Raw genomic sequence first — 24,924 nt, 5'->3', positions numbered from 1 at the left:
AATAGTTAAATTACTGCCCCTTTAACACTTAAAGCTTGCCATGAAAAAAGCATTTTCATTCGTTATCATCTTACATGTATTGTTCTCCCTGTCGTCAACGGCGCAAGTGCGCCTGGAAAACCTGCGTACGGAGAATGCAGATAATCCAATTGGATTGGATATTACACATCCCCGGTTTAGCTGGCAACTTGTCTCAGATCAACGGAACAGCAAACAAACTGCCTATGAAATAAGAGTGGGCGACAACCCACATGAAATGATGAAAAGCAAAGGCACTGGTAAAATGGTTTCGGACCAATCCCTTTATGTGCCTTATCAGGGAGAAACACTGAAAGCTAGTAAACGTTATTATTGGCAGGTTCGCGTGTGGGACAATGCGGGCAATGTTTCTGCCTGGAGTACACCGGCTTTTTTTCAAATGGGTTTGCTAACGTCTTCAGATTGGAAAGCCGCATGGATCGTGCCTGGATTTGAGGAAGACAGCCTGCGCGCTTCGCCGCTTTTCCGCAAAGCATTCAACAGTGCTAAAAAAATAAAATCAGCCACGGCATATATTACGGCGCATGGTTTATACGAAGCACAGATCAATGGCAAACGGGTAGGAGATGCTTATCTCACACCGGGCTGGACCAGCTATAACAAACGCCTGCAATACCAGGCTTATGATGTAACCAACCTCTTACAGGAAGGCGATAACGCCATTGGTGTTGAGTTGGGCAATGGTTGGTACAGGAGTTATATTGCCTGGAGTGGCAACCACGATTCTTATGGTAAAGACATCGCGCTGCTTTTTCAGTTGGATATTACATACACAGATGGTACCGCCAAAAGCATTGTATCGGATGAAAGCTGGAAGTCTTCTACAGGAGCCATCCGCTATTCTGAAATTTACCATGGCGAGACCATCGATGCCAGGCTGGCAAAAAAAGGATGGGCAACAGCCGGGTATCACGATAATGATTGGAGCGGCGTAAAGCGTGCAGATTTTTCCAAATCGGCGCTGGTAGCCACATACAATGAGCCGGTAAAAAAACATGAGACATTCCAGCCGGTTAAAATATTTAAAACACCCAAAGGCGAGCAGGTGATAGACTTCGGACAAAACCTGGTAGGCTGGGTGGTACTCAAAGCCAAAGGAAAAGCTGGAACGCGCATCACCATATCGCACGCAGAAGTGTTGGATAAAGAAGGTAATTTTTATACCGAGAACCTGCGCATTGCCAAAGCACAGGATAACTATATTTTAAATGGCGAAGGCGAAGAAACCTTTGAGCCGCATTTTACCTGGCATGGCTTTCGTTTCATCAAAGTAGAAGGCTATCCCGGTGAGTTAAAACCCGAAGACCTCACTGCTGTTACCTTGTATTCCGATATGAGACCCACGGGTAGTTTTACTTGCTCCAATGCTATGATCAATCAGTTGCAGCATAATATTGAATGGGGGCTGAGGGGTAATTTCCTGGATGTACCTACTGATTGTCCGCAAAGAGATGAGCGGTTGGGCTGGACCGGTGATGCACAAGTGTTTTCACGCACCGCTACTTTCTTAAGAGATACACATAATTTCTTTGCCAAGTGGCTGAAAGATGTATCGGCCGATCAATTGCCTGACGGAAGGGTTCCGCATGTGATTCCCAATGTGCTGGGCCCCTCTGCAGGTGGCAGTACAGGCTGGGCAGATGTTTCAACCATCGTTCCATGGAATATGTACCTGGCTTATGGCGACAAGAGAATATTGGAAGATCAGTATGTCAGTATGAAAGCCTGGGTTGATTACATGAAGGGCCAAAGCGTTAACGATTTATGGAACACAGGTTTTCATTTTGGCGACTGGTTGTTCTACAGTCTCGGTGATGACCCCGATGGTAATTCTGCTATTACCAATAAGTACCTGATCGCACAGTGTTTTTATGCTCACTCTACGCAATTACTCATCAATGCAGCCAAAGTATTGGGTAAAACAGACGATGTAACAACCTACACGGAACTTTTAAAAAGGATCAAAGATGCATTTGTAAAAGAGTACCTTACACCCAACGGCGCTACCATGTCCAACACACAAACATCCTATGTGCTGGCATTGCAATTCGATATGTTGCCGGAGACTTTGCGCCAGCAGGCGGCTGACAGGCTGGTAGAGAATATCAAGCGATACAGGAACCACCTCACCACCGGTTTCCTGGGCACACCTTATCTCTGCCAGGTACTCAGTCGTTTTGGCCATACAGATATAGCCTATACTTTATTGTTACAGGATACCTATCCTTCCTGGTTGTATCCTGTAAAAATGGGCGCTACCACTATATGGGAACGCTGGGATGGTATTAAAACCAACGGCACGTTCCAAACAGCCGGCATGAACTCTTTTAACCACTATGCGTATGGGTCTATTGGCGATTGGTTATACCGGGTGATGGTGGGAATGGACACCGAAGAAGACGGAAGTGCGTATAAAAACATCCGCATACAACCGCATATCGGCGGAGGTTTTACCCAGGCTGCTGCCAGTTATCAAACCTTATACGGAAAACTGGCTTCGGGTTGGAAAATACAGGATCATCAATTGATCATGGATGTGGAGATACCGGCGAATACAACAGCTACTATTTATGTTCCTGCTGCCAATGCTGAAAAAATAATGGAAAGCGGCAAGGTTTTGTCTACATTGAAAGATATCGAGGTAGTGAGTACAGAAAAAGAACAGGTAATATTGAAAGTGGGCTCGGGTAAATATCAGTTCAGCATGCCCTGGAAAATAGAGTAGGCGATGGTATCTACCGATCACAACAAAGAATGGTCGCGGGATTACCCACCCTTCCGTATAGCGGGAAATCTGTACTATGTAAGCACGTATGAACTGGCAGCATACCAGAAAAAGCTTTCAACACCATAATCATTAAATAACTTGCCGTATGTATTCGAGAAAAAAATTCTTGCAACAATCTTCACTGTTACTCGGCGCAGGCGCATTGGCGTCAGCTTTTGATAACAAGGCCTTCGCCATTTTTAAAAATCGTATGCTACCCAGCGACCAGTTGAATATTGGCGCTATTGGTATTAACGGAATGGGGTGGTCTAATGTAAAGGCAGCATTGAAAATACCAGGCATAAACCTGATAGCCGTTTGCGATATCGACAGCAATGTGATAGAAAAAAGATTGGGTGAGTTGGCTAAAACCGGCATGGATACTTCCAGGATAAAAAGATATCCCGATTATCGCAAATTGTTGGAACAAAAAGACATTGATGCAGTGATCATTGGAACGCCCGATCACTGGCATGCTTTGATCATGATACATGCCTGCGAAGCGGGAAAAGATGTATATGTTGAAAAGCCCGTGGGCAATTCCATTGTGGAATGCAGGACCATGGTAGCGGCACAACAACGATACAATAAGGTAGTGCAGGCCGGGCAGTGGCAACGCAGCCAGCAGCATTTCAGGGATGCAGTGGATTATGTACAAAGCGGACAATTAGGAAATATACGTACGGTAAAGGTTTGGTGTTATCAGGGGTGGATGCGTCCTCAGCCTGTGGTGCCGGACAGCGCTCCACCGGCAGGAGTTGATTATCAACAATGGCTGGGACCCGCGCCTACAAGGGCTTTCAACGCCAGCCGGTTCCATTTTCATTTTCGATGGTTCTGGGATTATGCGGGCGGACTCATGACCGACTGGGGTGTACATTTATTGGATTATGCCCTGCTGGGTATGAAGGCAGGTGTTCCTAAAACGATCGACGGAATGGGCGGGCGGTTTGCTTATCCTGACCTGTATGAAGAAACGCCAGACACGCTTACTACTATGTATGAGTTCGATCATTTTAACCTGGTGTGGGATTCTGCTATGGGTATTGACAATGGATCGTATGGAAGAGATCATGGAATTGCGTTTATAGGAAACAATGGAACGCTTGTATTGAGTCGCGGTGGATGGGAGGTGATTGAAGAAAGACAAAGTAAAAATAAAGTCAGTAAGCCTTTGGTAAAACCATCCGATAACGGACTCGACAAGCACTGGGAAAATTTTGTCAGTGTGGTGAAATCCAGAAGGATGGATGAATTGCATTGTTCTATACAGGCCGGAGCACATGTAGCCACGGTAGCACAAATGGGTAATATATCTTATCGCACCGGAAAAAAATTATATTGGGATAAGACCCTTTCGAAGTTTACCGATGATGCGGTTAATGCAACGTACCTGATGAAACAATACCATAACGGATACCAGTTACCAAAGATTTAATGCTTTATTGAACAATAAAAACACAATCAAATGAATAAGAAAATTCTTTTAGGCATTGTAGCAATTACGCTCGCTACTTCAGCTTCTTACGCACAACAGGGCGATCCACGCGCAACCGAATATTACAGTCCCGTACCAAAAGTTGTTACACCGGGACAAACCTGTGATAATGCGCCTTCCGATGCCATCGTATTATTTGATGGAACCAGTCTCAACGAATGGGAAGCTGTAAAGAATCCTGCTTCGGGTAATAATTGGAAATTAGTGGATCACATCATGACAGTGGATAAAACTGTAGGTGATATCCAGACAAAAAAAACGTTCACTGATTTTCAGTTGCACATCGAATACCGTATCCCGGAGAATATTACTGGAACAGGGCAGGCCAGGGGAAACAGCGGTGTCTTTCTCGCATCGATACCTTTTGGCGCTGGTGGTTATGAACTGCAGGTGTTAGACAATTACAACAATAGCACTTATGTGAACGGACAGGCGGGCAGTATCTATAAGCAATCGCCGCCACTGGTGAATGCCTGCAGGAAACCCGGAGAATGGCAGAGCTATGATGTAATATGGACTGCCCCGCGTTTCAATGAAGATGGTACCCTCAAATCACCTGCGCGTGTTACCGTATTCCATAATGGGGTGCTGGTACAGAATAATACGGAGTTGAAGGGAGATACACCTTACATAGGCCAACCCAGTTATCACAAACACGGCCCTGCTCCCATTAAGTTGCAGGCGCATGGTGATAAGAGTGAGCCATTGAGTTACCGTAATATCTGGTTGAGAGAATTATAACGCTGTAAGTATTCAGGCGTACCCCCATTTTTTCATCACGCTGAAGTCTTCACGTGCGCAGTCCAGCGGCGATTTGCCCTGGTAGGCTTCCTGCTCGATGATGAAATGGGTGGTGCCGCCTGATTTACGGCCGAAATCAATCACTTCTTTAACGTTTACAATGCCCTTGCCTAAAACCGTGCTTTCGAATTTCTCGTTGCCGTTTTCGCTTTTGATCTCATCTTTTACATGCATGAGTTCGAATCTGCCCGGGTACTTTTTAACGGTTTCCATAGCAGTGGCGCCACCATTGTACAGGTTGCCGGTATCCAGTTGCTGCGCTACCAGTGCGGGATCGGTATATTGAAGGATGATATCATACACGCGCATGCCACCGAGGTGTTGATTGAATTCAAAATCGTGGTTGTGGTACCCGAACTTCATGCCCGATTTTTTACACAATTCCCCGCATTGATTAAAGACTTGCATATAACGCTTCAGGTCGTCGGCGTTTTTGCGGTAGCTCTCATCCAGCCAGGGACTGATAACGAATTGTTGCCCTGCAGTAGCTGCATCTTCCACGGTGTATTTCCATGTATCGGTAAATTCCTTTTTGGTAGCATCCCAATGGTTCTTGTTAAAAACAGTATGGCCGCTCAGCATCTTCATACCTAATCCATCGAGCCGCTTTTTAAATTCAGAAGCAGTATAACCATAGAATTTCCGGTCGATATAATTGGCATGTTCAACATACCTGTAACCCATGGCAGACAATAGTTTCAGGGTGCCAGCCGGGTCTTTCTTCATATCATCCCTCACCGAGTAGAGTTGAATGCCCAGTATTTCTTTTCTTTTGGAGGCAGCAAAAAGGTCGTGAGGTAAAAGTAAAGTTCCACCCAAAGCAAGAGAACTTGTTTTCAGAAAATCCCGTCTTGTCTTATACATGGTTTAATGTTTTATAGTGTTTGTTGTTACGATAGGGTAAGATACCGATATTTAATGGAATTTATGCTAATGACAGGATCGACCCGCATTTCCCAAATTGACGAATAGTTTACTGACGGCAATTTCTATCTGTAAAGCCAATAGATCCAGTCAGCCTGCAGGAGTTTTCTACCAGTTGGCAAGTGAGGCTGGCCAACACGCAGAAATTTCCTGCGGAGGAGCCCCGCGAGATGGGCCAACTTGCAGAAGCTTTTAATCAGTAGTTTTACACCTCATTAAAAGGTTGGTTATTCATGGGCGCACATTATAAACGCGTAGTTGTCAAGATTGGTTCCAATGTGCTCACACAGGGTGACGGACTGCCCGATATTACAAGAATAAAAAATATTACTTCACAACTGGCACAGTTAAAGGACAGGGAAGTGGAGGTTATATTGGTATCTTCCGGTGCAGTAGCTTCGGGAAGGAGCTTGATCAGTGTGCCGGAACGAACCGATGCCATTGCAGCGAGGCAACTGTTGGCAGCAGTAGGACAGGTACAATTGATCAACACCTATTCCAGTCTTTTCCAGGAGCATCATATGCTTTGCGCGCAGGTATTGGTTACGAAGGAAGATTTCCGCGACCGCAAGCATTACCTGAACATGAAGAATTGTTTCCAGATACTGCTGCAAAATAAAGTGGTGCCCATCGTCAACGAAAACGATGTGGTATCCGTTACCGAATTGATGTTTACAGATAATGATGAGTTGGCGGGATTGGTAGCGGCTATGTTGGATGCCGATGCCCTGATCATATTATCGAATGTGGATGGCGTGTACAATGGTGATCCCAGGCAGGAAGGCGCACAGGTGATAGAAGAGATACGCGCCAGGGAGACCCATTTTGCAAGCTTTGTTTCTCCCGGTAAATCGCAGTTCGGGCGTGGAGGAATGGTTACCAAATCGGTGATGGCGCAGAAAGTGGCCCGTTTGGGTATACCTGTACACATAGCCAATGGGAAAAAAGACAATGTGCTGCCAGATCTGTTGGATAATAAGCTGACGCATACACGGTTTGTACCGGATAAAAATGCTTCCGGTACGAAGAAATGGCTGGCCACCGCTGCCAATGCCGCCACAGGTGTGGTGCAAATCAATGAAGGCGCTAAAGCGGCATTACTCTCCGGCAAGGCAACGAGCCTGCTGCCGGTAGGCGTAACAGCGATATTATCTGATTTTCAAAAAGGCGATATCATACAGGTAGTGGATGAAGCCGCACAGTTGGTGGGATTGGGTATCGCACAATATGGCTCAGATAAAGCACAGGAACGGATAGGAGAGCGTAACCAAAAAGCATTGGTGCATTATGATTATTTTTACCTCTCGGTTTAAACAGATGCAGTATGGATTATAAGGAATATTTTGAGCAGGCCCGTAGCGCTACCAGGGTAATGATTCGATTGGAGCCTGCGCAGGTAAATGCAGTATTAAAGGAATTGGCTTCTACATTGATGCAGGAAACAGATGCGGTACTGGCTGCCAATAAGAAAGACCTTAATAAGATGGATGCGGCTGACCCAAAGTACGACCGCCTCTTGCTCACTGCATCAAGGATTCAGGATATTGCCAATGATATTTTGAAGGTTGCCGCATTACCTACTCCTTTAGGAAATGTGATTGATGAAAAAACATTACCCAATGGATTGGAAGTGTCACGGGTTCGTGTGCCATTAGGAGTTGTAGGTATCATTTACGAAGCGCGCCCCAATGTAACGATGGATGTATTTGCACTGTGTTTCAAAACAGGCAATGTATGTATTTTAAAGGGTGGTAGTGACGCCGCTTTTTCAAATATGCTGCTGATAGGCATCATTCACCGGGCATTACATAAGTATCGTATAGATACGGCAGTAGCACAGCTGTTACCTGCTGAACGCGAAGCCACAGCTGCATTAATGAATGCTACAGGTTTGGTGGATGTGCTGATACCCCGTGGCAGCCAGCAATTGATCGATTATGTTCGGCAAAACAGCCGGGTGCCCGTAATAGAAACCGGGGCTGGTATTGTACATACTTATTTCGATGAAACAGGCGATGTAGAAAAAGGAAAGCAGATCATCTGCAATGCCAAAACAAGAAGAGTGAGTGTATGTAATGCCCTCGACTGCTTGCTGATAGACAGCAGCCGTTTACAGGCACTACCAGAACTGGCATTACCACTTGCAGAAAAGCAGGTAGAAATTTATGCTGATGCGGCAAGTTATGCAAACCTCGAAGGGCACTATCCTCCTGCATTGCTGCATCATGCACAAAAAGAGCACTATGGCACGGAATTCCTGTCACTCCGGATGGCGATCAAAACAGTGCAAGGTATTAACGAGGCCTTGGATCATATCGCCGCGCATAGCTCAAAACACAGTGAAGCCATCATTTCAGAAAATACAACGCACCAACGTTTGTTCCTCAACCAGGTAGATGCCGCAGCCGTTTATGTAAATGCTTCAACTGCCTTTACAGATGGTGCGCAGTTTGGCCTTGGTGCAGAGATCGGCATCAGTACACAGAAGCTGCATGCCCGTGGCCCGATGGGCCTGGAAGAACTCACCAGCTATAAATGGATCATCAAAGGCAATGGGCAGATCAGAGACTAAATAGTTTGCAGAGCCGGTTGTATTATGATAAAATAAATGGCAAATGAAAGAAGCCATCTGCATGCCAGTAACTCTGTGATTCTGTTCACGAAATGTTGTCCAATTTTTTCTCTTGTATTACACATGTTTTTTTTCATACACGTGATTTGAAATTATGTGCCACTATTACATAGTTTCGCTGCCGTAAATTATTCTACAACGGTGTCATCGTTTATTCTACAGAAAATCCAATACCTATTACAGATTATGAAACTGACTGCTTTGCTTGGCCTCAGCCTTTTGCTGGGTGGCTGGGCTTGTGTGAAAACTGCATCTCATGGCGACAGTACCCGGGGCCGGCCAGTGGCTGCAGATGCTGTTTATAACCCTTCAAATCCTGCACCTTCGCCAACCATCGGGTTCTTCGGCAATGCATGGTTGCCGCGAGCTTTACACTTGCCGGCAGATACTATGGAGCCTGCTACTCAACAAACAGAGACCGCTAATGCTATTCTTTCAGGACAAGTGACGGAATCGCTCGTCATTGATGCCAGTAATGTACTCGTTCAAACACCTCCTTATATTTTTGGGGCCAATGCCAACCTGGGGATGGGGCAAATCGTGAACCAGCCCACACTCATGCAGTATATCAAAGACCTTTCTCCAAATATTATCCGTGCCCCGGCAGGCAGCTTCAGCGATCTCTATTTCTGGAGTGGAACCGATGCCAATCCCCATCCCGCAGATGTACCGCTTAATCTGCTGACCAATATCGGCGCAGTGGTCCCCTTTAACCTTTTCTATGGAAGCAATAATTCTTTTTATGGAGGCAATAACCAGAGCTGGACCCTGTCTTTAACGAATTACTACAACCTGTTGGCGCAAACCTATAACGCTTCTATACTCACCGTGAATTATGGGTATGCCCGGTATGGTACAGGCCCTGATCCGGTGGCGGCTGCTGCGCACATGGCAGCTGACTGGGTTCGGTATGACAAGGGCAAAACCAGGATATGGGAAATTGGCAATGAGACCTTTGGTGACTGGGAGGCAGGTTACAGAATTGATCAGCATCAAAACCATGATGGCCAACCTGCTGTTGTTACAGGCGCTCTTTATGGCCGGCATGTGGGTGTCTTTGCAGATTCTATGCGGGCTGCCGCCAGAGAAGTGGGCTCAACGATCTATATCGGCGCCACGCTTTATCAAAACCCACCTGAGTCATGGCGTGACAGTACCGTACAAACATGGAACCAGGGTGTACTCGGCACAGTGGGTACGGCTGCTGATTTTTTTATTGTGCATGATTATTTTACACCATGGCATGCCAACTCTACCGTGTCGGAGATTCTTAGTACCGGAGTGAACGAGCCGGCTGCAGTTATGTCTTACCTGAAACAGCAGACTGCCGCTGCAGGTGTGCCTATGCGGCCAGTTGCTATGACCGAGTGGAATATCCAGGCTTCCGGCTCCAGGCAGAATGTTTCTTATATAGCAGGTATGCATGCTGCCCTCACCCTTGGTTCGTTGATCAGGAATCAATTTGGGGAAGCAAGTCGCTGGGACCTGGCCGAAGGCTATGTAAACGGAGACAGCTTTGGTATGTTCAGCTTTGGAGATGACGCAAGCGGGATGCTTTGGAACCCGCGGCCTGTGTTTTATTACATGTATTATTTCCGGAAATGCTTTGGCGACCGGATGGTGGCCGACACGCTGTACAACAGGGTCAATGCAGACCTGGTGACCTATTCGTCTACCTTCAATAGCGGACAGGCAAGTACTGTCATCATTAACACCGGCAACACTACCCATACTGTCTCTATTAGCTTCCAACATTTTCCAGCGGGAGCGAACTATCATTGGTATATACTGAAAGGCGGAACGGACAATGCACCTTTTTCCGAACAGGTCTACGTGAATGGGGCAGGACCATCGTTACCTATCGGCGGGCCGCTAAACTATGCCAGCATCAAACCGTATGGAGCGCCGTTAAATGCTGCAATAAAAATAACAGTCCCACCCCTTAGTACCATTTACCTCATGGCAGACGGGCGATAAAACTTTCGGCTGATGGATGAGTATCAAATCAATTTGTTTTCGAGCGCGTACCTGGTTAGTTCCGCATTGGTATTCATCTGCATTTTTTTCAGCACTCTCACCCGGTAAGTGCTGATGGTGGTAATGCCCAGCGAAAGCAGTATGGCGATCTCCGAGACGGATTTCCCTGACGAAATCAGTTTGAATACATCAAACTCACGGTTGGAAAGCATTTCGTGGGGATATTTGTCTGATTCCTGGGTCAGGTTTGTGGCCAGTTTTTCTGCAAGAGTGGGTGAAACGAACACCCTGCCCATTAGCGTTCTTTGAATAGCGTTAATCAATTCTTTGGGCGCTGCATTCTTGCTAAGGTATCCGGCAGCCCCTGCTTTCAGCGCCCTTATTCCATACTGTTCTTCCGGATAAACGCTAAGGATCAATACAGGTAATTTTGGGAAGATCTGTTTGATCTGGTGCAACGCATCCAGCCCGCTTCTGCCAGGCATGGAGAGGTCACAAATCACTATGTCCCATTCTCCCTTTACAATGACTTTAATAAGTTCTTCGGTATCATTCACTTCCTCTATTAAAGCAAAAGGAAATTCTTCCAAAAGGATTCTTTTGATTCCTTCCCGCACCACGGCATGATCATCAGCTATAACGATACGGATCATATTAAGGATGGTTTAGGGATCTGTACGGTAATGCTGGTTCCATTTTCCGGCCGGCTATTCACTTTGCACCTGCCACCAACCTGCAGGGCCCTTTCTTTCATACCTGTCAGCCCATATCTTCCCTTCAGTGTGGCCATTTCAGTATCAAATCCTTTCCCGTTATCGGTAATATTCAGGAAAATACCATCTTCTTTCCATTCAAGTTCGGCCGATACCATTTGCGCTTCAGCGTGGCGTGCAATGTTTGTGAGGGATTCCTGGTATATCCTGAACAGGCAGGTAGCTATATTGGAAGGAAAGACAAAATTGGTCATATTGCATTGGAACTGCACCGTAATGCCTGAACGTTTTTCAAATTCGCGGCTCTGCCATTCGAGGGCTGCGGCCAGCCCGAGGTTGTCCAGTACCTTCGGATGCAGGTCGGTTGAAATTTTTCTTACGGTTTCAACGGTGATGTTCAACAGGTCTGTGATGTCATCGATCTTTTTTTGTGTATACCCGTCTTTATTCTGCTGGTATTTATCAAGCGCAGAAATATCCATCAATAGTGCGGTAAGCTGTTGTCCCAATTCATCGTGTATCTCGCGGGAGAGGTTGATCTTTTCCTGCTCACGTATCTTTTCCTTTTCTGTAATATCAATGATGCAGGCAGTCAATCCGTCTTTAGAAGGATAAATATGATGTTCAAGCCAGGTGGCTTCTTCTCTGTAATAATGTTGCAGGCAAACTTTTTGTTGTTCTTTCATTGCCTGCTGGTAGATGTCCGCGAATTGATGAAGAGTAGAAGAGGGTATCTCATCTATTTTTTTACCGATAAATTCTGCGGAGCCGTATCCAAAAAAATCCCGTGCCTTTTTGTTTATATAATTGAAAGTAAGATCCTTGTCAAGGGAGAAAACAGGGATGATAAGACGGTCAACAATATAATTAATCTCAGACATGGGGTCATTGGATAATAAAAGAAATAAGGTAATCAATACAATTATTTCATAAGGTGCTTTTTTATCTCTATCGTAAATATGCGTGTGTCAATGGGTTTGGTGATATAAGTGTCGCAACCGGCAGCCAGTATCTTCTCATGGTCTCCCTTCATAGCAAAAGACGTCAGGGCAATGATAAAGATATTGCTTGTTGCCGGGTCCTTTTTTAAAAGGCGTGTCAGGGTTAACCCATCCATTCCCGGCAGGGCTACATCCATCAGGATGAGGGCGGGAGCGTTTTCCCGTATCATCTCCAGGGCGGTTTCGGCATCTAAAGCCCGCCTAACGGTGAGCCCCTCTATCTCCAACAAATCTCCTGCCAGCTTTAAATTAACAGGGTTATCGTCTACGATCAGTATTTGAGGTCCCATGATGTTGGTAATAGCACTTTAAAGATACTGCCTTTTCCCGGTTCGCTTTCGGCATCGATGCTTCCATTTTGAAGTTCTACGATTTTCCTGGTAAGGGCCAGTCCGAGGCCGGAGCCTTCATGCTTTCTTGATAGACTTGAGTCGAGCTGTACGAAAGGGGTAAATAGCTTTTTTAAGCCTTCCCTGCTGATGCCTATGCCGGTATCTTTCACCATCAGGCATAGATTATTGCCATCCTTAGTGGTTTTTACATTAACATATCCTCCCTCCGGCGTGAATTTGATCGCGTTCGACAGGAGATTATATAATATTTGCTTGAATTTGTGTTTATCGATATTGATCTGATCAATATTATCTGCAATTCCTATATCGATTTTTATTTTTTTCTTCTTTGCTATGCTGTTCACAACGGAACTCACTTCTTCAACGGCCGTTTTAATGGAAAATGATTCGGGGTTAAACTCCATTTTTCCAGCCTCTACTTTTGCGAGATCCAGCACATCATTGATCAGGCTCAGCAAATGATTGCCACTATTCAGGATATCATTTAAATACTCTTCCTGTTTACTGTTGAGGGGGCCCACTTTTTTGTCAACCAGGAATTCCGAAAAGCCGATAATTCCGTTGAGTGGTGTGCGCAGTTCGTGCGACATATTAGCCAAAAACTCGCTCTTCATCCGGTTGGCTTCCTGGAGCGTGTCTTCAAAACGCTTGCGGTCGGTGACATCCCGGGCTGCGGCGAACACACCCTGTAATTTCCCATCCCTGTCGTAGAAAGTAGTAGCATTATAAGAAACCACGGTTTCTTCCTTGTTTTTATTCTTTGCGGTCAGCTCATAATCCGTAACCTTTGTCTCTTTTAACACCAGCCGGATCGCTTCTTCGGCTTTTTGCGGATTGGTGAAACAGGATTTGAATGTAGTTCCGATGAGGTTATCCCTGTTTTGTCCTGTGAGCTGTTCCATCTGCTGGTTCACGTCGGTAATGATCCCAAGAGGGTCGGTAGTGATCAACGCATCAATATTCGATTCGATCAGGGAACGGGTATAGAATTGCTGTTCCCGCAATTGGTGTTCCAGTTTTTTTTGTTCCGTATTATCCCGTGCAGCGGCCAGGATACCCAACGGCTGTCCATGCGCGTCGTTAAACATACCGGCATTGAAGCTAACAGATATCCTTCTTCCCTGCCTTGTAATCAGTATCAGTTCATAACCCATTACCCTTTTTTCATCCTGGGCTTTCTTAACACCTTCGCGCGCCCTGTCGGGTTCCGTAAAATAATCGGAAAAAGGCGAGCCAACCAGGTATTTGCGCGAAAAGCCGGTAAGGCGGGTGGCTTCTTCATTCACGTCGGTAACAACACCATCCGGGGCAATGGCAAAAAGGGCATCGGCAGAGGCTTCAATCAGGGAGCGGTTATAGGCTTGTTGCTCTGCTAACTGTGTCTGCAACCGGGACTGTTCTGAGATATCGCGTGCAGAAGCGAAAATACCCTGAACGTTCCCTTCGGCATTGCGGAAAACCGAAGCGTTGAAAGATACGGTGGTCTTATGCCCCTGCTTGGTCTTGAGCACCAGTTCATAGCTGGTAACGAATCCTTCTGCAAAAGTCCTTTTAACGCCCGTGTCTGCCAGTTCCGGCTGTGTGAAATATTGCATGAAAAGATTGCCTACCAATTCATCACGTGTATATCCCGTCATCCGGCACATTTGTTCATTCAGGTCTGAGATGAAGCCTTCCGGATCCACTGTAATGAGGCCGTCTACTGAAGCTTCTATCAGTCCCCTGTTATAGGACTGGGATTCACGCAACTGCTCTTCCAGCCGAACACGGTCGGTAATGTCGCGGGCAGAAGCGAATATTCCTTTTGTATTGGAGGCTGCATCCCTGAAAACAGAGGCGTTAAACGATACATGCAGGAACCTTTTTGTACGGGAAATAAGGGTGAGCGCGTATTCCGTTACTACTCCTTTTTCAAAAGTTTCTTTAATACCTTTTTTTGCCTGTTTAGGATCGGTGAAATAATCGGAGAACGGCGTACCGATTAATTCTGTTCTCGAATAGCCGGTCATCTGGCACATGCGGTCATTAACGTCTGTAATAATGCCTGCGCCGGATCAACGGTAATCAGTCCGTCTACGGAGGCTTCTATCAACCCACGGTTATAAGCATGGGATTCCCGCAGTTGCTGTTCCAGTTTTTTTTGCTCGGTAATATCACGGGCTGCCGCAAATACGCCCTGCAATTTTCGCTGACGGTCGGTAAAGGTCACGGCATTGTAGGCAACGAGTGTCTCTTTCCCATTCTTGTGCCTGGCAGTCAGCTCAAAATTGGAAACAAGACCTTCCCGCAGCACCAGCCTGATCCCTTCTTCCGCTAATGCAGTATTGGTAAAGTAATTTTTATACGGGCTTCCGATCAGTTCCTCCCTTGAATAGCCAGTCAGGGCCTCCATTTGTTTGTTAACGTCGGTAATGGTTCCCAGGGGATCGGTTGTCATCAAAGCATCAATGTTCGATTCAATGAGTGAACGGGTGTATAACTGGGAAGCCTGCAATTTTTCTTCCAGTTGTTTTTGGGCGGTAATATCCCGGGCCGATGCGAATATACCCTTTACGTTGCCCGTAATATCGCGGAAAATGGCTGCGTTGAAGGATACGGGTATTTGCTTGCCTTCCCCGGCTAGCAGTGTAAGCACGTAGTTGGTCACCGCTCCTTCCTTAAAGGTGAGCCGGACGCCGTTTTCGGCCTGTTCTTTCTCTTTAAAATATTCTGGGAAGCTGGAGCCGATCAACTGGTTCCTGTTTTTTTCGGCCATCTTGCACATGGTATCATTCACGTCTGTGATGATCATATTTTCATCTACGGTAACCAGGCCATCCACGGAGGCTTCGATCAGTCCCCTGTTATATGCCCTTTGTTCCGCTAACTGCCCCTGTAACCTGGCCTGTTCTGTAATGTCACGCGCAGATGCGAATATACCCCTGTCACTGCCGGTTTCATTACCGAAGGTGGCTGCATTGAAAGATACCAGTTTTTGTTGCCCGTCTTTGTTCCTGAGGGTCAATTCGTAATTGGTTACAGCTCCTTTATCAAGCGTTAACCGCACGCCTTCGGCCGCTCTGGTAAGGTCGGTAAAGTAGTTGGGAAAGAGTGTGCCGATCAGCTCTTCTCTTTTGAACCCTGCCATCCTGCACATGGTTTCATTCACGTCTGTGATCTTCAGCATAGGGTCTACAGTGATCAATCCATCCAAAGAAGCTTCTATCAAACCGCGGTTATAGGTTCTTTCTACCGACAGTTGGGATTGCAGTTTTTCCTGCTGGGTAATATCCCGGGCAGATGCAAAAATGCCCCTGACCTCATTGAAGTTATCCCGGAACACGGTAGCATTGAAAGACACCCGTATTCTTTTGTCGGAGTGCGTTAGCAGGGTTAATACATAGTTGGTTACTTCCCCTTTTTCAAAGGTTTGTTTAACGCCCAGCTTTGCCTGCTCGGTGTCGAGGAAGAAATCGGCAAATGGCATTCCCAAAAGATCTTCCCTGGCATATTCCGACATCTGGCACATACGGGCATTCACGTCGCTCACCTTTCCGTTCCGGTCTACCGTTACCAGTCCGTCTACGGAAGATTCAATCAATCCACGGTTATAGGCCTGTGATTCTCTCAATTGCTGTTCCAGCTTTTTTTGCTCGGTGATATCCCTTGCAGCTGCGAATACACCCAGGAGTTTGCCTTGTGCGTCGTGAAAGGTAGAAGCATTATAGGATACCTGCGTTGTCTTTCCATCAACGCTTCTGGAAGTCAATTCATAGTTGGTTACGCGGCCTTCCTGCAAAACCCGCCTGATACCTTCTTCGGCCCGCATTGGATCGGTGAAATAATTTTTAAAAGGCATTCCCAATAATTTTTCCCGGGGGTAGCCGGTAAGAATCTCCATCTGCTTATTGATATCAGTGATGACACCAAGCGGATCGGTTGTCATAAGGGCATCGATATTCGCCTCGATAAGAGAGCGCGTGTACAACTGGGTAGCCTGCAGCTCCTGTGTGAGGCGGATCTCATCTGATATGTCTTTTGAAATGAGCAGGAATCCGATGGCTTTCCCGCTAGAATCTCTCCTGGGAGTAATTACCACCCTTGCGGTAAACCGATTCCCGTTCTTGCGTATGCGGTTAAGCGTCCCTTCCCATTTCCCCTCTTTCAGGGCCGAATCCATTATCAGCCGTGGCACGTTGGCTTTTACATCTTCCGGCGTATGAAGACTGGATGAGTTCATTTTTCCAATTGCCTCTTCGGGCTTGTAACCATACAATATCCGTGCGCCTTCATTCCACAAAAGAATAGTGCCTTCCAGGTCTTTTCCGATGATGGAATATTCGGTAGAGGATTCGAGGATATTGCCTATAAAATCAAGGGCCTGGTCGGCGGTGCTGACAATATCTTTGTCGAACAGTTTTGTTTTGATCTTTACAGGAGCGTTGTTCCCGGGTATTTTTTCTGTTTTAATGATCTTTTCTATGATTTCAGGAATTTTTAAAAATTCTTTTGACTTGTCGAGATAATAATCACCCTCCAGTCCCGGAAAGAGCGGCCTGTGCAGGTCGGCATCGAAATTGGAAAGGATTACCACGTTAATCCCGGGTTTTATTTTTTTCAGGGCAGGCAGGATGCTTGTACCATTGCCATCTGGCAATTGGATATCCAGAAAGACAATATCGGGACTGAACTTTTCGCTAAGGGCCAGCCCTTCCCTGGCAGATTTTGCCTGGCCGAGCACCTGCACTGATTTTATTCCGGAGAGTATTTCAGTGAGACGGGCGCCTACAAGTTTGGAGTCGTCAATGATCAATACCTTTTGCAAAGTGCGTCGGATTTTGTGGGTACAAAAATTAGTAGCACCCTAAAGTAGTATAGGAGCATTAATCCTGTTGTAGGATAAGGGGGCGTTCTGATGTAGTACAAACCATGACAATGGGATATGTGCGTATAGTGGCAAGATTGACATCTTAGCTATCATCGATGTCAACCCTGCGCTGGGTTAACCATGCCGGTGGGTGAAAACCCGCTAAAGTCAAACATGCTTTAGTTATGATAGCGTATACGGCAAAGGGGTGCCTTTTATAAACAAAGCGGGGGAAACAGTTAAAAGGCATTCTTTTCTTCGCGGATCAAATCAGCCAGTAATTGCCTTCAATAAGGAGTATATTCACATTGACAAGTAATTAATTTATTTAAACAAATAACTCGTCCGCGGTTATCCAGGGCTTAAAAAGGTTGTTGGCTCAAAAACAGTTTCAGCAACGGAACCAGGGGTGCAACGAACATAAAGGACACACTGTAGAGCAATAATGCAATTTTGTTCTGAGCTTTGCATTCTTTGTTCCTTTGTGTGAAAAATTTAATTTGTTGTATAGTCGAAGCTTATATTAAAATTGCCTGCCGCATTTGTTGTTGGTTGAAATTGAAAAGCGATGCCTGATGTGCTGGATATGGTTCCGATACCGCTTACGAATGTTGGACCGCCACTGTTAGCAAAAGTAATTTGCCCCACATAATTCTGCGAGCCATTCGTGGTTGCAATAGGCAGGTTAAGCGTTAAAACCGTAGAAGTATTGGCTGTTATTGGCGTCAGGTTCCCGCTAACCATTACATGAACATTGTTGCCACTTTGAGAATAGGTTGCCTTGCTTAACGTGCTTAACATGATATTGGTGGTGTTAGTGAGCGTTGGTGTGAAGCTGCCGCTATTCTGCACAAGGTAGTTTGTAGTACCGAGGTAACTCCTCCATGAAAAATTTGTTGATGAAGGACGGGCAAAATAGGGGTTGGGATTACCCGGAAATTCGATGTTCATATCATAACTATTGGGCATGTTATTGATACTGCTATCAGCTACAATAGGAGTTGTTCCATTTATGGGGAACATCAAAGCATTCTTGAAAACGTTTCCATAAGATTTTGCCCCAGCTGTAATTAAAGGCTGGGCAGTATTTGATAATAATGTGGCATTATTAAAGCTATTTGCTTTTGCCCACTGGTATGATGTATTTTGTGAGGTAGAAGAACCCATTATTATAGGTATTTGAACAGGGGTTTCAATATCAAGCTTATTAAACACCCAAGCTTCTGCATCACTTATATTTAAACCGTAATATCCGTTGATGATATTTAGATTATCAACCGTAACATGGTCTATAAGTCTTTTATTATTTATTGATCTGATCATGAAAGCAGAATTAGGTGAATTCGGATTGTTGCATGCAACTTCAAGCAGGCCAAAATGAGAATTACCATAACTAACTGAAGTGTCTGCATTTTCATTTATCCATGCAGTATAATTGTTGCTCCAAACTCTCATGTAAGGAATCCTAATATAAAAATAGTTTTGCAAAAATATGGCTGGGTAACTGCTGCTGCTGTTGACTATATATAAATTATTAAACAATGAGTTTCTAACGCTGATTTTAGTATGTGTGCCCGACGAATCACAATAGATTGCAGAAAACGCAGATGAACCTGCTCCAATAGTCATATCTTCTAATACTATGGACAACCCGTCAAAAAAATGGAAAGCGTGTTTACCTGTTGTATTCTGGTTAATCCTAGTTGACCATCCCATCCCAGTTAACTTAATTTGATTATATGCGGCCCCACTTCCGTCAGCGCCAGACCAATCAAGCTCATTTGAAAGCTGTGCTACTCCTGTAAAAGCAAGATGTATCCAGCCCCTCGCAGTATCTCCAGGCACAATAACGGTTTTAAGATTATAAAAAGCTGTGTTTAACACAGTGTAAAAATCAGAATTAGTTATGCCGGCTAAACCGCTACCTGCCACGGGAGTGGCAATATAATTGGGCGTTTGAAATGTGATAACATAACTGGGGCTTTGTGAACTGGTTTGTTCGTAAGCAATAAAAGGCATTGTCAGATAAAAAAATAAAACTATTTTTTTCATAATTAGGTTTTTTGATAAAGAGATAAGTAAGGGCACATTTTTGAGAATTACATAATTTTTGATTTTGGCAGATTATCCAAAAAACCAAGTATTTCTTCACTTTTTCTTTGCCCAAATTATTGTTTCAAACCCCCAATAACACCATGTCCAAAAATCAGCTCGCTTTTGCTTTATCGATCTTTGTTCCCGCAATAAACCAATAATGAATCCAAAAAAAAGTTTGTATGATTTTGATGCAAAAACAATTGAAAGGAGAACGGCCACGCACAAACCTCACTTTTCGGAGCTGACTTGTCGGGGATGAGCTATTAGATATTGGATGTTAGGTGTCAGTTGAAAAAGATTTAAAAAGCATTCTTTTCTCCGCGGATCATATTGAATATAGTAAGGAATATAATTTTTATATCCAGCCAGAAGCTCCAGTTTTCAAGGTACCACAGGTCGGCCTCGATTCTTTTGGTCATCTTCCATTTATTTTCTGTTTCTCCCCTAAGCCCGTTAACCTGCGCCCATCCGGTAATTCCGGGTTTTAGAAAATGCCGGACCATAAATTTATCAACCACCATTTTGTAAGTGTCATTCAGAGGTAAAGGATGTGGTCTTGGTCCGCATACGCTCATCTGGCCGGCAAGCACATTTAAAAACTGGGGTAGCTCGTCCAGGTTTGTTTTCCTTAAAAATCGTCCTACCTTAAAAACCCTGTTGTCGTTTTTGCTCACCTGCCGGAAGTCCTGCGCCTCACTTTCATGCTTAAGCGTCCGGAACTTAAAGACGTTGAATACTTTATTATTTCTTCCTGCTCTTTTTTGAATGAAAAAAACGGGGCCTTTGGAACTTAATTTTATCAGGATGGCGATAAGGGGAAACAGCCAGCTCAATACTAACAATGTTACGGCTGAACTGAAAATGATATCAAATATCCTTTTTTTTATTCTGCTGCCGGCATCCTCAAGCGGTTCATGCCTGAGTGAGATCACCGGCAGGTCATCATCCAGGTAATCAATATGCCCGAAACGGGGAATGAAATGATTAAGATCGGGTATGACTTTAAACCGGATACAATTGAAATCAGCATCATTGATGAGCCGGATGATCTCCGGGTTTTGCCGCGGAGGAATGGTGGAATATATTTCTGTAACCCCATATTTCCTGCATACGGTTACTACGTCAGTTACATTGCCCAGGATAGGGTAGTGCGACAATTCTTTCACATTTCCCGGTGATTCGCAAAACCCCACAATGTGCTTGCTTACAGGATCATTTTCAAGATGGGTTGCCAGCTTTTTAGAAACCTCATTGTATCCTACAATCACAATTTTTTCTGCTCCATCCCCGGTTCTTTTATAATAGCCGCAGATGAGGGCGTATAGGAAACGGTTAAAAAATAAAGCCATTGTAAAGCCAATAAGCACTACGGTCGTAAATAGCCTCGAAATATAAGCCTGGTGGGAAAAAAACAGGTAGGCAAATCCCATCAGCAGAAAATAAACGTATGTGTGGAATGAACGCCTTGCCAGCCTCTCGGAAAATGGAATATTTTTCTCACTGTACTGACCTGTAATAAGGGCGGTGCACAACCAGGAAATATTCAAATAAAACATGAATAAGGCGTAATAGAAAAAAAGGCCCTTCACCAACTGCTGTTCAAAATGATAGCACGCAATGCAGAAAATGACATTGAGAGATAAAATGTCAAGACAGGTCAAAAACGACTGCATTAAATGCAATGATTTCTTATCCATCGGTTTTGATTTCTAATGTATAATTGAATGTCGTTTATTTGACACTTTGAGCTGTTCTGTTATCCATATATACGTTTTTTTTACACCGTTCTTTAAGGGCTGTGTGGGCGCCCAGTTTAGTTTTTCTTTGATCAAAGTATTATCAGAATTTCTGCCTCTTACACCTGTTGGACCGGGAATATTCTTAATCGACAATTTTTTTCCTGAAATGCCAATGACCATTTTAGCAAAATCATTGATCGTAATCATTTCTTCTGAGCCGATATTTACAGGGCCTGAAAAGTTGCTGTTCATCAATCGCCTGATTCCTTCCACACATTCATCCACAATAAGGAATGAGCGGGTTTGCCTGCCATCTCCCCAGATTTCGATGATGCCGCCATCTGGTGTTTCGGCAACTTTCCGGCAAACAGCCGCCGGCGCTTTTTCCCTGCCACCTGTCCAGGTTCCCATAGGCCCAAATATGTTATGGAAACGGGCGATCCTTACCTGTATTCCATGATTACGCTGATAAGAAAGAAACAATCTTTCACTAAAAAGTTTTTCCCAGCCATATTCGCTGTCAGGTGCTGCCGGGTAGGCAGAGTCTTCAGAACAGGTAGGATTGTCGGGATCTAATTGGTTGTATTCCGGGTACATGCAGGCAGAAGAAGAATAAAATATTTTAGGTATTTTTTTATTCTTTGCTTCTTCCAGTACATTGAGGTTGATGGTTGCGCTATTGTGCATGATGGCTGCATCATGTTCACCCGTAAATACAAAGCCAGCGCCGCCCATATCTGCTGCCAGCTGGTATATTTCATCCAAATCGCTGGTAACAACAGCGGCTGCCAGCTCGGGATTTCTAAGGTCTCCGAGGATCATTTCGTCGGCGCCGTTGTTACCATATTCATTTTCTTTCAGGTCTGTACTCCTCACCCAATAACCTTCTTTTTTTAAACGGCTAACCAAATGGCCGCCAATGAATCCACCGGCGCCACATACAAGTGCTTTTTTTTTCATAGGAGTTTATTTAATAATTTATATTTTACCTGAGTAAAGTCTGTGTTCTTCGCCCAGTCTCTCAGGGGTTTTTCAATGAATAAATAACTTAACGAAGCTGCTGCTATCAACAACGGTACGGTGACATAAAAGATGGGCGTTTCGTTTGTAATACCGAAAAATTTCAACACAAACCTCGACGACATGAAAACCGGAGCCTGCAATATGTAAATGCCGTAACTGGTTTCGCCCAAAAAAACTAAAATGCCGGACCTGAATATTTTTGTAATCACTCCTGTACTTGATGAGATAAAGAATATCAGGGGGGCGAACACAATTGCCATCAATCCGTCGTGATAATAAATATTCATGCTGTACTTAAGCAATACAAGAAAAAGAATAGCAAACAGCACGATGAGTAAGTCGTAGTTTCTCTGCCTACCCAGGTTCTCTAAAAAATAAAGGCCTAATAAATTCCCTACAAGAAATGCATTTATGTGCATCAAAGGAAAAAAATTGACGAAGTCATAGGTTTTTGAAGGGAATGGGTGGTAATAATTTGAGTTAACAAACCAGTTAGCAAAGATGTTAGATGAAAGCCAGATAAGTAAAACAGGGATTGTAATTTTCTTTTTGGTTGCATAAAACCGGTTAAATAGTAAAGGGAAAATCGCATAAAAAAAGAACTCAACTGATAAAGACCATGCAGGGTAATTTAATATCATCACTTTGCCGGGAACCCATGCCTGTATCGCAAAAAAACTAAGCGCCAGGTTCCTGATGCTCAGGCTTTTTTTATATATCTCATGAATTAAAATGAGAAACAGGGCAAGCAGATAACTCGGGTAAATTCTGGCAATCCTGGTTTTATAATACTGTAAACTATTTATACTTTCCTTATTTCTGTAAGCAACAATCATGATAAAACCTGACAGCAGAAAAAAATAGCTGACACTAACATCAGCATGTCGGAAGAGAAATGAAATGTGCTTATTGTTAAAGGGGGAGACGGTTTCCCCATAATGATAAACCACTATGGAAAAGGCCGCTAAAAATCTGGTAAAAGTTATTTGTTCAATTTTCATTGAAAAGGTTCAGAATTGATTAAGACTAATCATTAATGTTTTGGTGATTGCTTACATGCTATCATAATGAATGCGATTGCGGAATATTTTTCTTCGTAAATATTCCCTGAAGATGATATATACGAATAGGGTATTGGTTACTGCATATCTTTTAAACAACCGCCTCGGCTCAACTGACAGCCTGTGTACCCATTCCAGTCCCGAACGCTGCATCCACTGCGGAGCCCTTTTTTGTATACCTATAACTATTGGCAATGCGCCGCCGACCGCAACCATTACTGAATGGATCTTTCCTTTCATATATGCCGACCATTTTTCCTGTTTGGGGCATCCCAGGATTACGATCACGATATTGGGCGCGACATCATTTATTTTTTTTACGATCTCAATATTCTCCGACTCTGTTAATTCCCTGAATGGCGGGCTGTACAAGCCTGCTATTTTTAAAGCAGGGTATTGATTGCTGAGAAACTTTGAAGTCTCATCCAATAAATGCTGCGAGCCTCCATAAAAAAATACGGTGAGTTGTTGTTTTTCACATTCCCGTAATAATTCGGGCAGGATATCGCTACCCGCAACCCTGTCCTGCCTGATTCCATACAGGAGACGTAATGCCCATGTCAATGGCTTGCCGTCTGGTGTTATGATGTCGGCGCTATTGATAACCTTTTGATAGCTGCTGTCGAGCCAGGCTTCTACAAACATGTGCACAGCCGCAATGCAAACATTGGATGACAGTCTTTTCCTTGCAAGCTGTATGATGTCTGGTACGAATGCTGAATACGCGCCCACCGAAAGATCGAAATGCATTAATTTACTTCTTAGCATATAGTATATACTTTTAGAAATGGGTGTTCTCAACTGAAATTGTGTGCTATGATTGACTTTGTGAGGCCATATAGTTTTTCTTCCCAAATTTTTGATCCTGGAAAAAGCCTCTTCATTTCTTTAATGGTCAATAACCTGATTTCATCAACCAGTTTACGTGCATCGTCTATCCTTTCAATCCGTTTAAAATGACCAAGCGCAAACCTGTTGATCAGGGAAACCCTGATACTTTTCGGCAGAAACTGGAAAAACGGGAAAAGAAAATGGGGCTCAAGGGGAAAATAAAAATTTGGGGTCTGAATAAAATACCGCCGCCCGACTCTCATCGCTTCAGCGGCCATTTTCCGCTGATTCATTTCAGTAAACAGGTGCTCGATAACCGAGTTCGAGAACACGATGTCAAAGCTTTTGTCTTTGTAGGACGATAAATTAGTTGCATCTCCCCGAACGCTCAGGATGTTGGAAGTACTTGTTTTTTCGCTGGTCAGATTGAGTAAGGTTATCTTAATCCGGTCACTGTTTAATCCCATCATCTTCCAATACGCTTCCGTTCCGCCAATATCGAGTATCCTTATTGGCCCATCAATCTCTTTGATCAGGTCCATGAATAATTCAAACCGGTGATACCTCATTTTATGAGATACAGAGTTATGACTGGTATTATCTGCGTTTTCTTTTAACATAC

18 protein-coding genes and 1 pseudogene are annotated in these 24,924 nt (G+C 44.4%); 7 read left to right on the top strand and 12 right to left on the bottom strand.

Going from position 1 to position 24,924, the window contains the following annotated elements; all coding sequences use genetic code 11:
• Nucleotides 1-40 precede the first annotated feature (40 nt).
• The 4 genes and pseudogenes from BLU98_RS05655 to BLU98_RS05645 all read left to right on the top strand — a co-directional run bounded on the left by BLU98_RS05655 (nt 41) and on the right by BLU98_RS05645 (nt 5,045).
• Nucleotides 41-2,764 carry a family 78 glycoside hydrolase catalytic domain gene (locus BLU98_RS05655; protein WP_092722885.1) on the top strand — a complete coding sequence of 908 codons (2,724 nt, stop codon included), beginning with the start codon at nt 41-43 and terminating at the stop codon, nt 2,762-2,764.
• Between the two features lie 3 nt (nt 2,765-2,767).
• Nucleotides 2,768-2,869, top strand: a pseudogene (locus tag BLU98_RS18185) (subclass B3 metallo-beta-lactamase); the annotation flags it as partial.
• Between the two features lie 43 nt (nt 2,870-2,912).
• Entirely contained in the window at nt 2,913-4,244 is a 1,332-nt protein-coding gene (locus BLU98_RS05650; protein ID WP_092722883.1) for a Gfo/Idh/MocA family protein, read from the top strand.
• A 30-nt stretch (nt 4,245-4,274) separates the two neighbouring features.
• On the top strand, nt 4,275-5,045 hold the full coding sequence (locus BLU98_RS05645; RefSeq protein ID WP_092722881.1) for a 3-keto-disaccharide hydrolase: 771 nt from the start codon (nt 4,275-4,277) through the stop codon (nt 5,043-5,045).
• A 12-nt stretch (nt 5,046-5,057) separates the two neighbouring features.
• Here the strand turns inward: BLU98_RS05645 and BLU98_RS05640 are convergent, their stop codons facing one another.
• On the bottom strand, nt 5,058-5,969 hold the full coding sequence (locus tag BLU98_RS05640) for a sugar phosphate isomerase/epimerase family protein (RefSeq protein ID WP_092722879.1): 912 nt from the start codon (nt 5,967-5,969) through the stop codon (nt 5,058-5,060).
• A gap of 293 nt (nt 5,970-6,262) precedes the next feature.
• On the opposite strand from BLU98_RS05640, the gene proB reads away from it, so the two are divergent.
• The 3 genes from proB (at nt 6,263) to BLU98_RS05625 (ending at nt 10,638) form a co-directional block, all read left to right on the top strand.
• Nucleotides 6,263-7,342 (top strand): glutamate 5-kinase, encoded by a 1,080-nt coding sequence (gene proB, locus BLU98_RS05635; RefSeq protein WP_092722877.1) that lies wholly within the window; start codon nt 6,263-6,265, stop codon nt 7,340-7,342.
• Between the two features lie 11 nt (nt 7,343-7,353).
• The gene (locus tag BLU98_RS05630; RefSeq protein WP_092722875.1) at nt 7,354-8,601 is read left to right on the top strand and encodes a glutamate-5-semialdehyde dehydrogenase; all 1,248 of its coding nucleotides are present in this window, start codon (nt 7,354-7,356) and stop codon (nt 8,599-8,601) included.
• 246 nt (nt 8,602-8,847) lie between these two features.
• Nucleotides 8,848-10,638 (top strand): hypothetical protein, encoded by a 1,791-nt coding sequence (locus BLU98_RS05625; RefSeq protein WP_092722873.1) that lies wholly within the window; start codon nt 8,848-8,850, stop codon nt 10,636-10,638.
• A gap of 23 nt (nt 10,639-10,661) precedes the next feature.
• Here the strand turns inward: BLU98_RS05625 and BLU98_RS05620 are convergent, their stop codons facing one another.
• The 11 genes from BLU98_RS05620 to BLU98_RS05570 form a co-directional block, all read right to left on the bottom strand.
• Nucleotides 10,662-11,291 (bottom strand): response regulator, encoded by a 630-nt coding sequence (locus BLU98_RS05620; RefSeq protein WP_092722871.1) that lies wholly within the window; start codon nt 11,289-11,291, stop codon nt 10,662-10,664.
• Entirely contained in the window at nt 11,288-12,232 is a 945-nt protein-coding gene (locus BLU98_RS05615) for a PAS domain-containing sensor histidine kinase (protein ID WP_092722869.1), read from the bottom strand. Before BLU98_RS05615 ends, BLU98_RS05620 begins: the two co-directional genes overlap by 4 nt.
• 41 nt (nt 12,233-12,273) lie before the next feature.
• Nucleotides 12,274-12,642 (bottom strand): response regulator, encoded by a 369-nt coding sequence (locus tag BLU98_RS05610; RefSeq protein ID WP_092722867.1) that lies wholly within the window; start codon nt 12,640-12,642, stop codon nt 12,274-12,276.
• Complete coding sequence (locus tag BLU98_RS05605; protein ID WP_257574729.1) at nt 12,624-14,714, bottom strand: PAS domain-containing protein; 2,091 nt, start codon at nt 14,712-14,714, stop codon at nt 12,624-12,626. Before BLU98_RS05605 ends, BLU98_RS05610 begins: the two co-directional genes overlap by 19 nt.
• Nucleotides 14,711-17,509, bottom strand: coding sequence for a PAS domain S-box protein (locus BLU98_RS05600; RefSeq protein ID WP_092722863.1), 2,799 nt, complete (start codon nt 17,507-17,509; stop codon nt 14,711-14,713). The genes BLU98_RS05605 and BLU98_RS05600 overlap by 4 nt, the downstream gene beginning before the upstream one ends.
• 537 nt (nt 17,510-18,046) lie before the next feature.
• The gene (locus BLU98_RS05595; protein ID WP_092722861.1) at nt 18,047-19,603 is read right to left on the bottom strand and encodes a hypothetical protein; all 1,557 of its coding nucleotides are present in this window, start codon (nt 19,601-19,603) and stop codon (nt 18,047-18,049) included.
• A gap of 344 nt (nt 19,604-19,947) precedes the next feature.
• Nucleotides 19,948-21,321, bottom strand: a complete 1,374-nt coding sequence (locus BLU98_RS05590) for an undecaprenyl-phosphate glucose phosphotransferase (protein WP_257574734.1) — start codon at nt 21,319-21,321, stop codon at nt 19,948-19,950.
• A gap of 36 nt (nt 21,322-21,357) precedes the next feature.
• Nucleotides 21,358-22,347 carry an NAD-dependent epimerase/dehydratase family protein gene (locus tag BLU98_RS05585; RefSeq protein ID WP_092722857.1) on the bottom strand — a complete coding sequence of 330 codons (990 nt, stop codon included), beginning with the start codon at nt 22,345-22,347 and terminating at the stop codon, nt 21,358-21,360.
• Nucleotides 22,344-23,411, bottom strand: coding sequence for an acyltransferase family protein (locus BLU98_RS05580; RefSeq protein ID WP_092722855.1), 1,068 nt, complete (start codon nt 23,409-23,411; stop codon nt 22,344-22,346). The genes BLU98_RS05585 and BLU98_RS05580 overlap by 4 nt, the downstream gene beginning before the upstream one ends.
• Before the next feature lie 51 nt (nt 23,412-23,462).
• Nucleotides 23,463-24,239, bottom strand: coding sequence for a WecB/TagA/CpsF family glycosyltransferase (locus BLU98_RS05575; protein WP_092722853.1), 777 nt, complete (start codon nt 24,237-24,239; stop codon nt 23,463-23,465).
• Between the two features lie 29 nt (nt 24,240-24,268).
• Nucleotides 24,269-24,922 (bottom strand): methyltransferase domain-containing protein, encoded by a 654-nt coding sequence (locus BLU98_RS05570; protein WP_092722851.1) that lies wholly within the window; start codon nt 24,920-24,922, stop codon nt 24,269-24,271.
• Nucleotides 24,923-24,924 lie beyond the last annotated feature (2 nt).

This window comes from Hydrobacter penzbergensis, from assembly GCF_900106985.1.
Lineage (GTDB): Bacteria > Bacteroidota > Bacteroidia > Chitinophagales > Chitinophagaceae > Sediminibacterium > Sediminibacterium magnilacihabitans.
Note: the sequence above shows the minus strand (reverse complement) of the source record. Positions and strands in the feature narration are given on the sequence as shown.

What these genes read in the sequence shown, in the direction of transcription:
- BLU98_RS05630 (WP_092722875.1), top strand. Translation starts at nt 7,354, where the DNA reads ATGGATTATAAGGAATATTTTGAGCAGGCCCGTAGCGCTACCAGGGTA.
- BLU98_RS05590 (WP_257574734.1), bottom strand. Translation starts at nt 21,321, where the DNA reads ATGCAGTCGTTTTTGACCTGTCTTGACATTTTATCTCTCAATGTCATT.
- BLU98_RS05625 (WP_092722873.1), top strand. Translation starts at nt 8,848, where the DNA reads ATGAAACTGACTGCTTTGCTTGGCCTCAGCCTTTTGCTGGGTGGCTGG.
- BLU98_RS05645 (WP_092722881.1), top strand. Translation starts at nt 4,275, where the DNA reads ATGAATAAGAAAATTCTTTTAGGCATTGTAGCAATTACGCTCGCTACT.
- BLU98_RS05610 (WP_092722867.1), bottom strand. Translation starts at nt 12,642, where the DNA reads ATGGGACCTCAAATACTGATCGTAGACGATAACCCTGTTAATTTAAAG.
- BLU98_RS05585 (WP_092722857.1), bottom strand. Translation starts at nt 22,347, where the DNA reads ATGAAAAAAAAAGCACTTGTATGTGGCGCCGGTGGATTCATTGGCGGC.
- BLU98_RS05575 (WP_092722853.1), bottom strand. Translation starts at nt 24,239, where the DNA reads ATGCTAAGAAGTAAATTAATGCATTTCGATCTTTCGGTGGGCGCGTAT.
- BLU98_RS05655 (WP_092722885.1), top strand. Translation starts at nt 41, where the DNA reads ATGAAAAAAGCATTTTCATTCGTTATCATCTTACATGTATTGTTCTCC.
- proB (WP_092722877.1), top strand. Translation starts at nt 6,263, where the DNA reads ATGGGCGCACATTATAAACGCGTAGTTGTCAAGATTGGTTCCAATGTG.
- BLU98_RS05620 (WP_092722871.1), bottom strand. Translation starts at nt 11,291, where the DNA reads ATGATCCGTATCGTTATAGCTGATGATCATGCCGTGGTGCGGGAAGGA.
- BLU98_RS05615 (WP_092722869.1), bottom strand. Translation starts at nt 12,232, where the DNA reads ATGTCTGAGATTAATTATATTGTTGACCGTCTTATCATCCCTGTTTTC.
- BLU98_RS05580 (WP_092722855.1), bottom strand. Translation starts at nt 23,411, where the DNA reads ATGAAAATTGAACAAATAACTTTTACCAGATTTTTAGCGGCCTTTTCC.
- BLU98_RS05640 (WP_092722879.1), bottom strand. Translation starts at nt 5,969, where the DNA reads ATGTATAAGACAAGACGGGATTTTCTGAAAACAAGTTCTCTTGCTTTG.
- BLU98_RS05570 (WP_092722851.1), bottom strand. Translation starts at nt 24,922, where the DNA reads ATGTTAAAAGAAAACGCAGATAATACCAGTCATAACTCTGTATCTCAT.
- BLU98_RS05605 (WP_257574729.1), bottom strand. Translation starts at nt 14,714, where the DNA reads ATGACCGGCTATTCGAGAACAGAATTAATCGGTACGCCGTTCTCCGAT.
- BLU98_RS05595 (WP_092722861.1), bottom strand. Translation starts at nt 19,603, where the DNA reads ATGAAAAAAATAGTTTTATTTTTTTATCTGACAATGCCTTTTATTGCT.
- BLU98_RS05650 (WP_092722883.1), top strand. Translation starts at nt 2,913, where the DNA reads ATGTATTCGAGAAAAAAATTCTTGCAACAATCTTCACTGTTACTCGGC.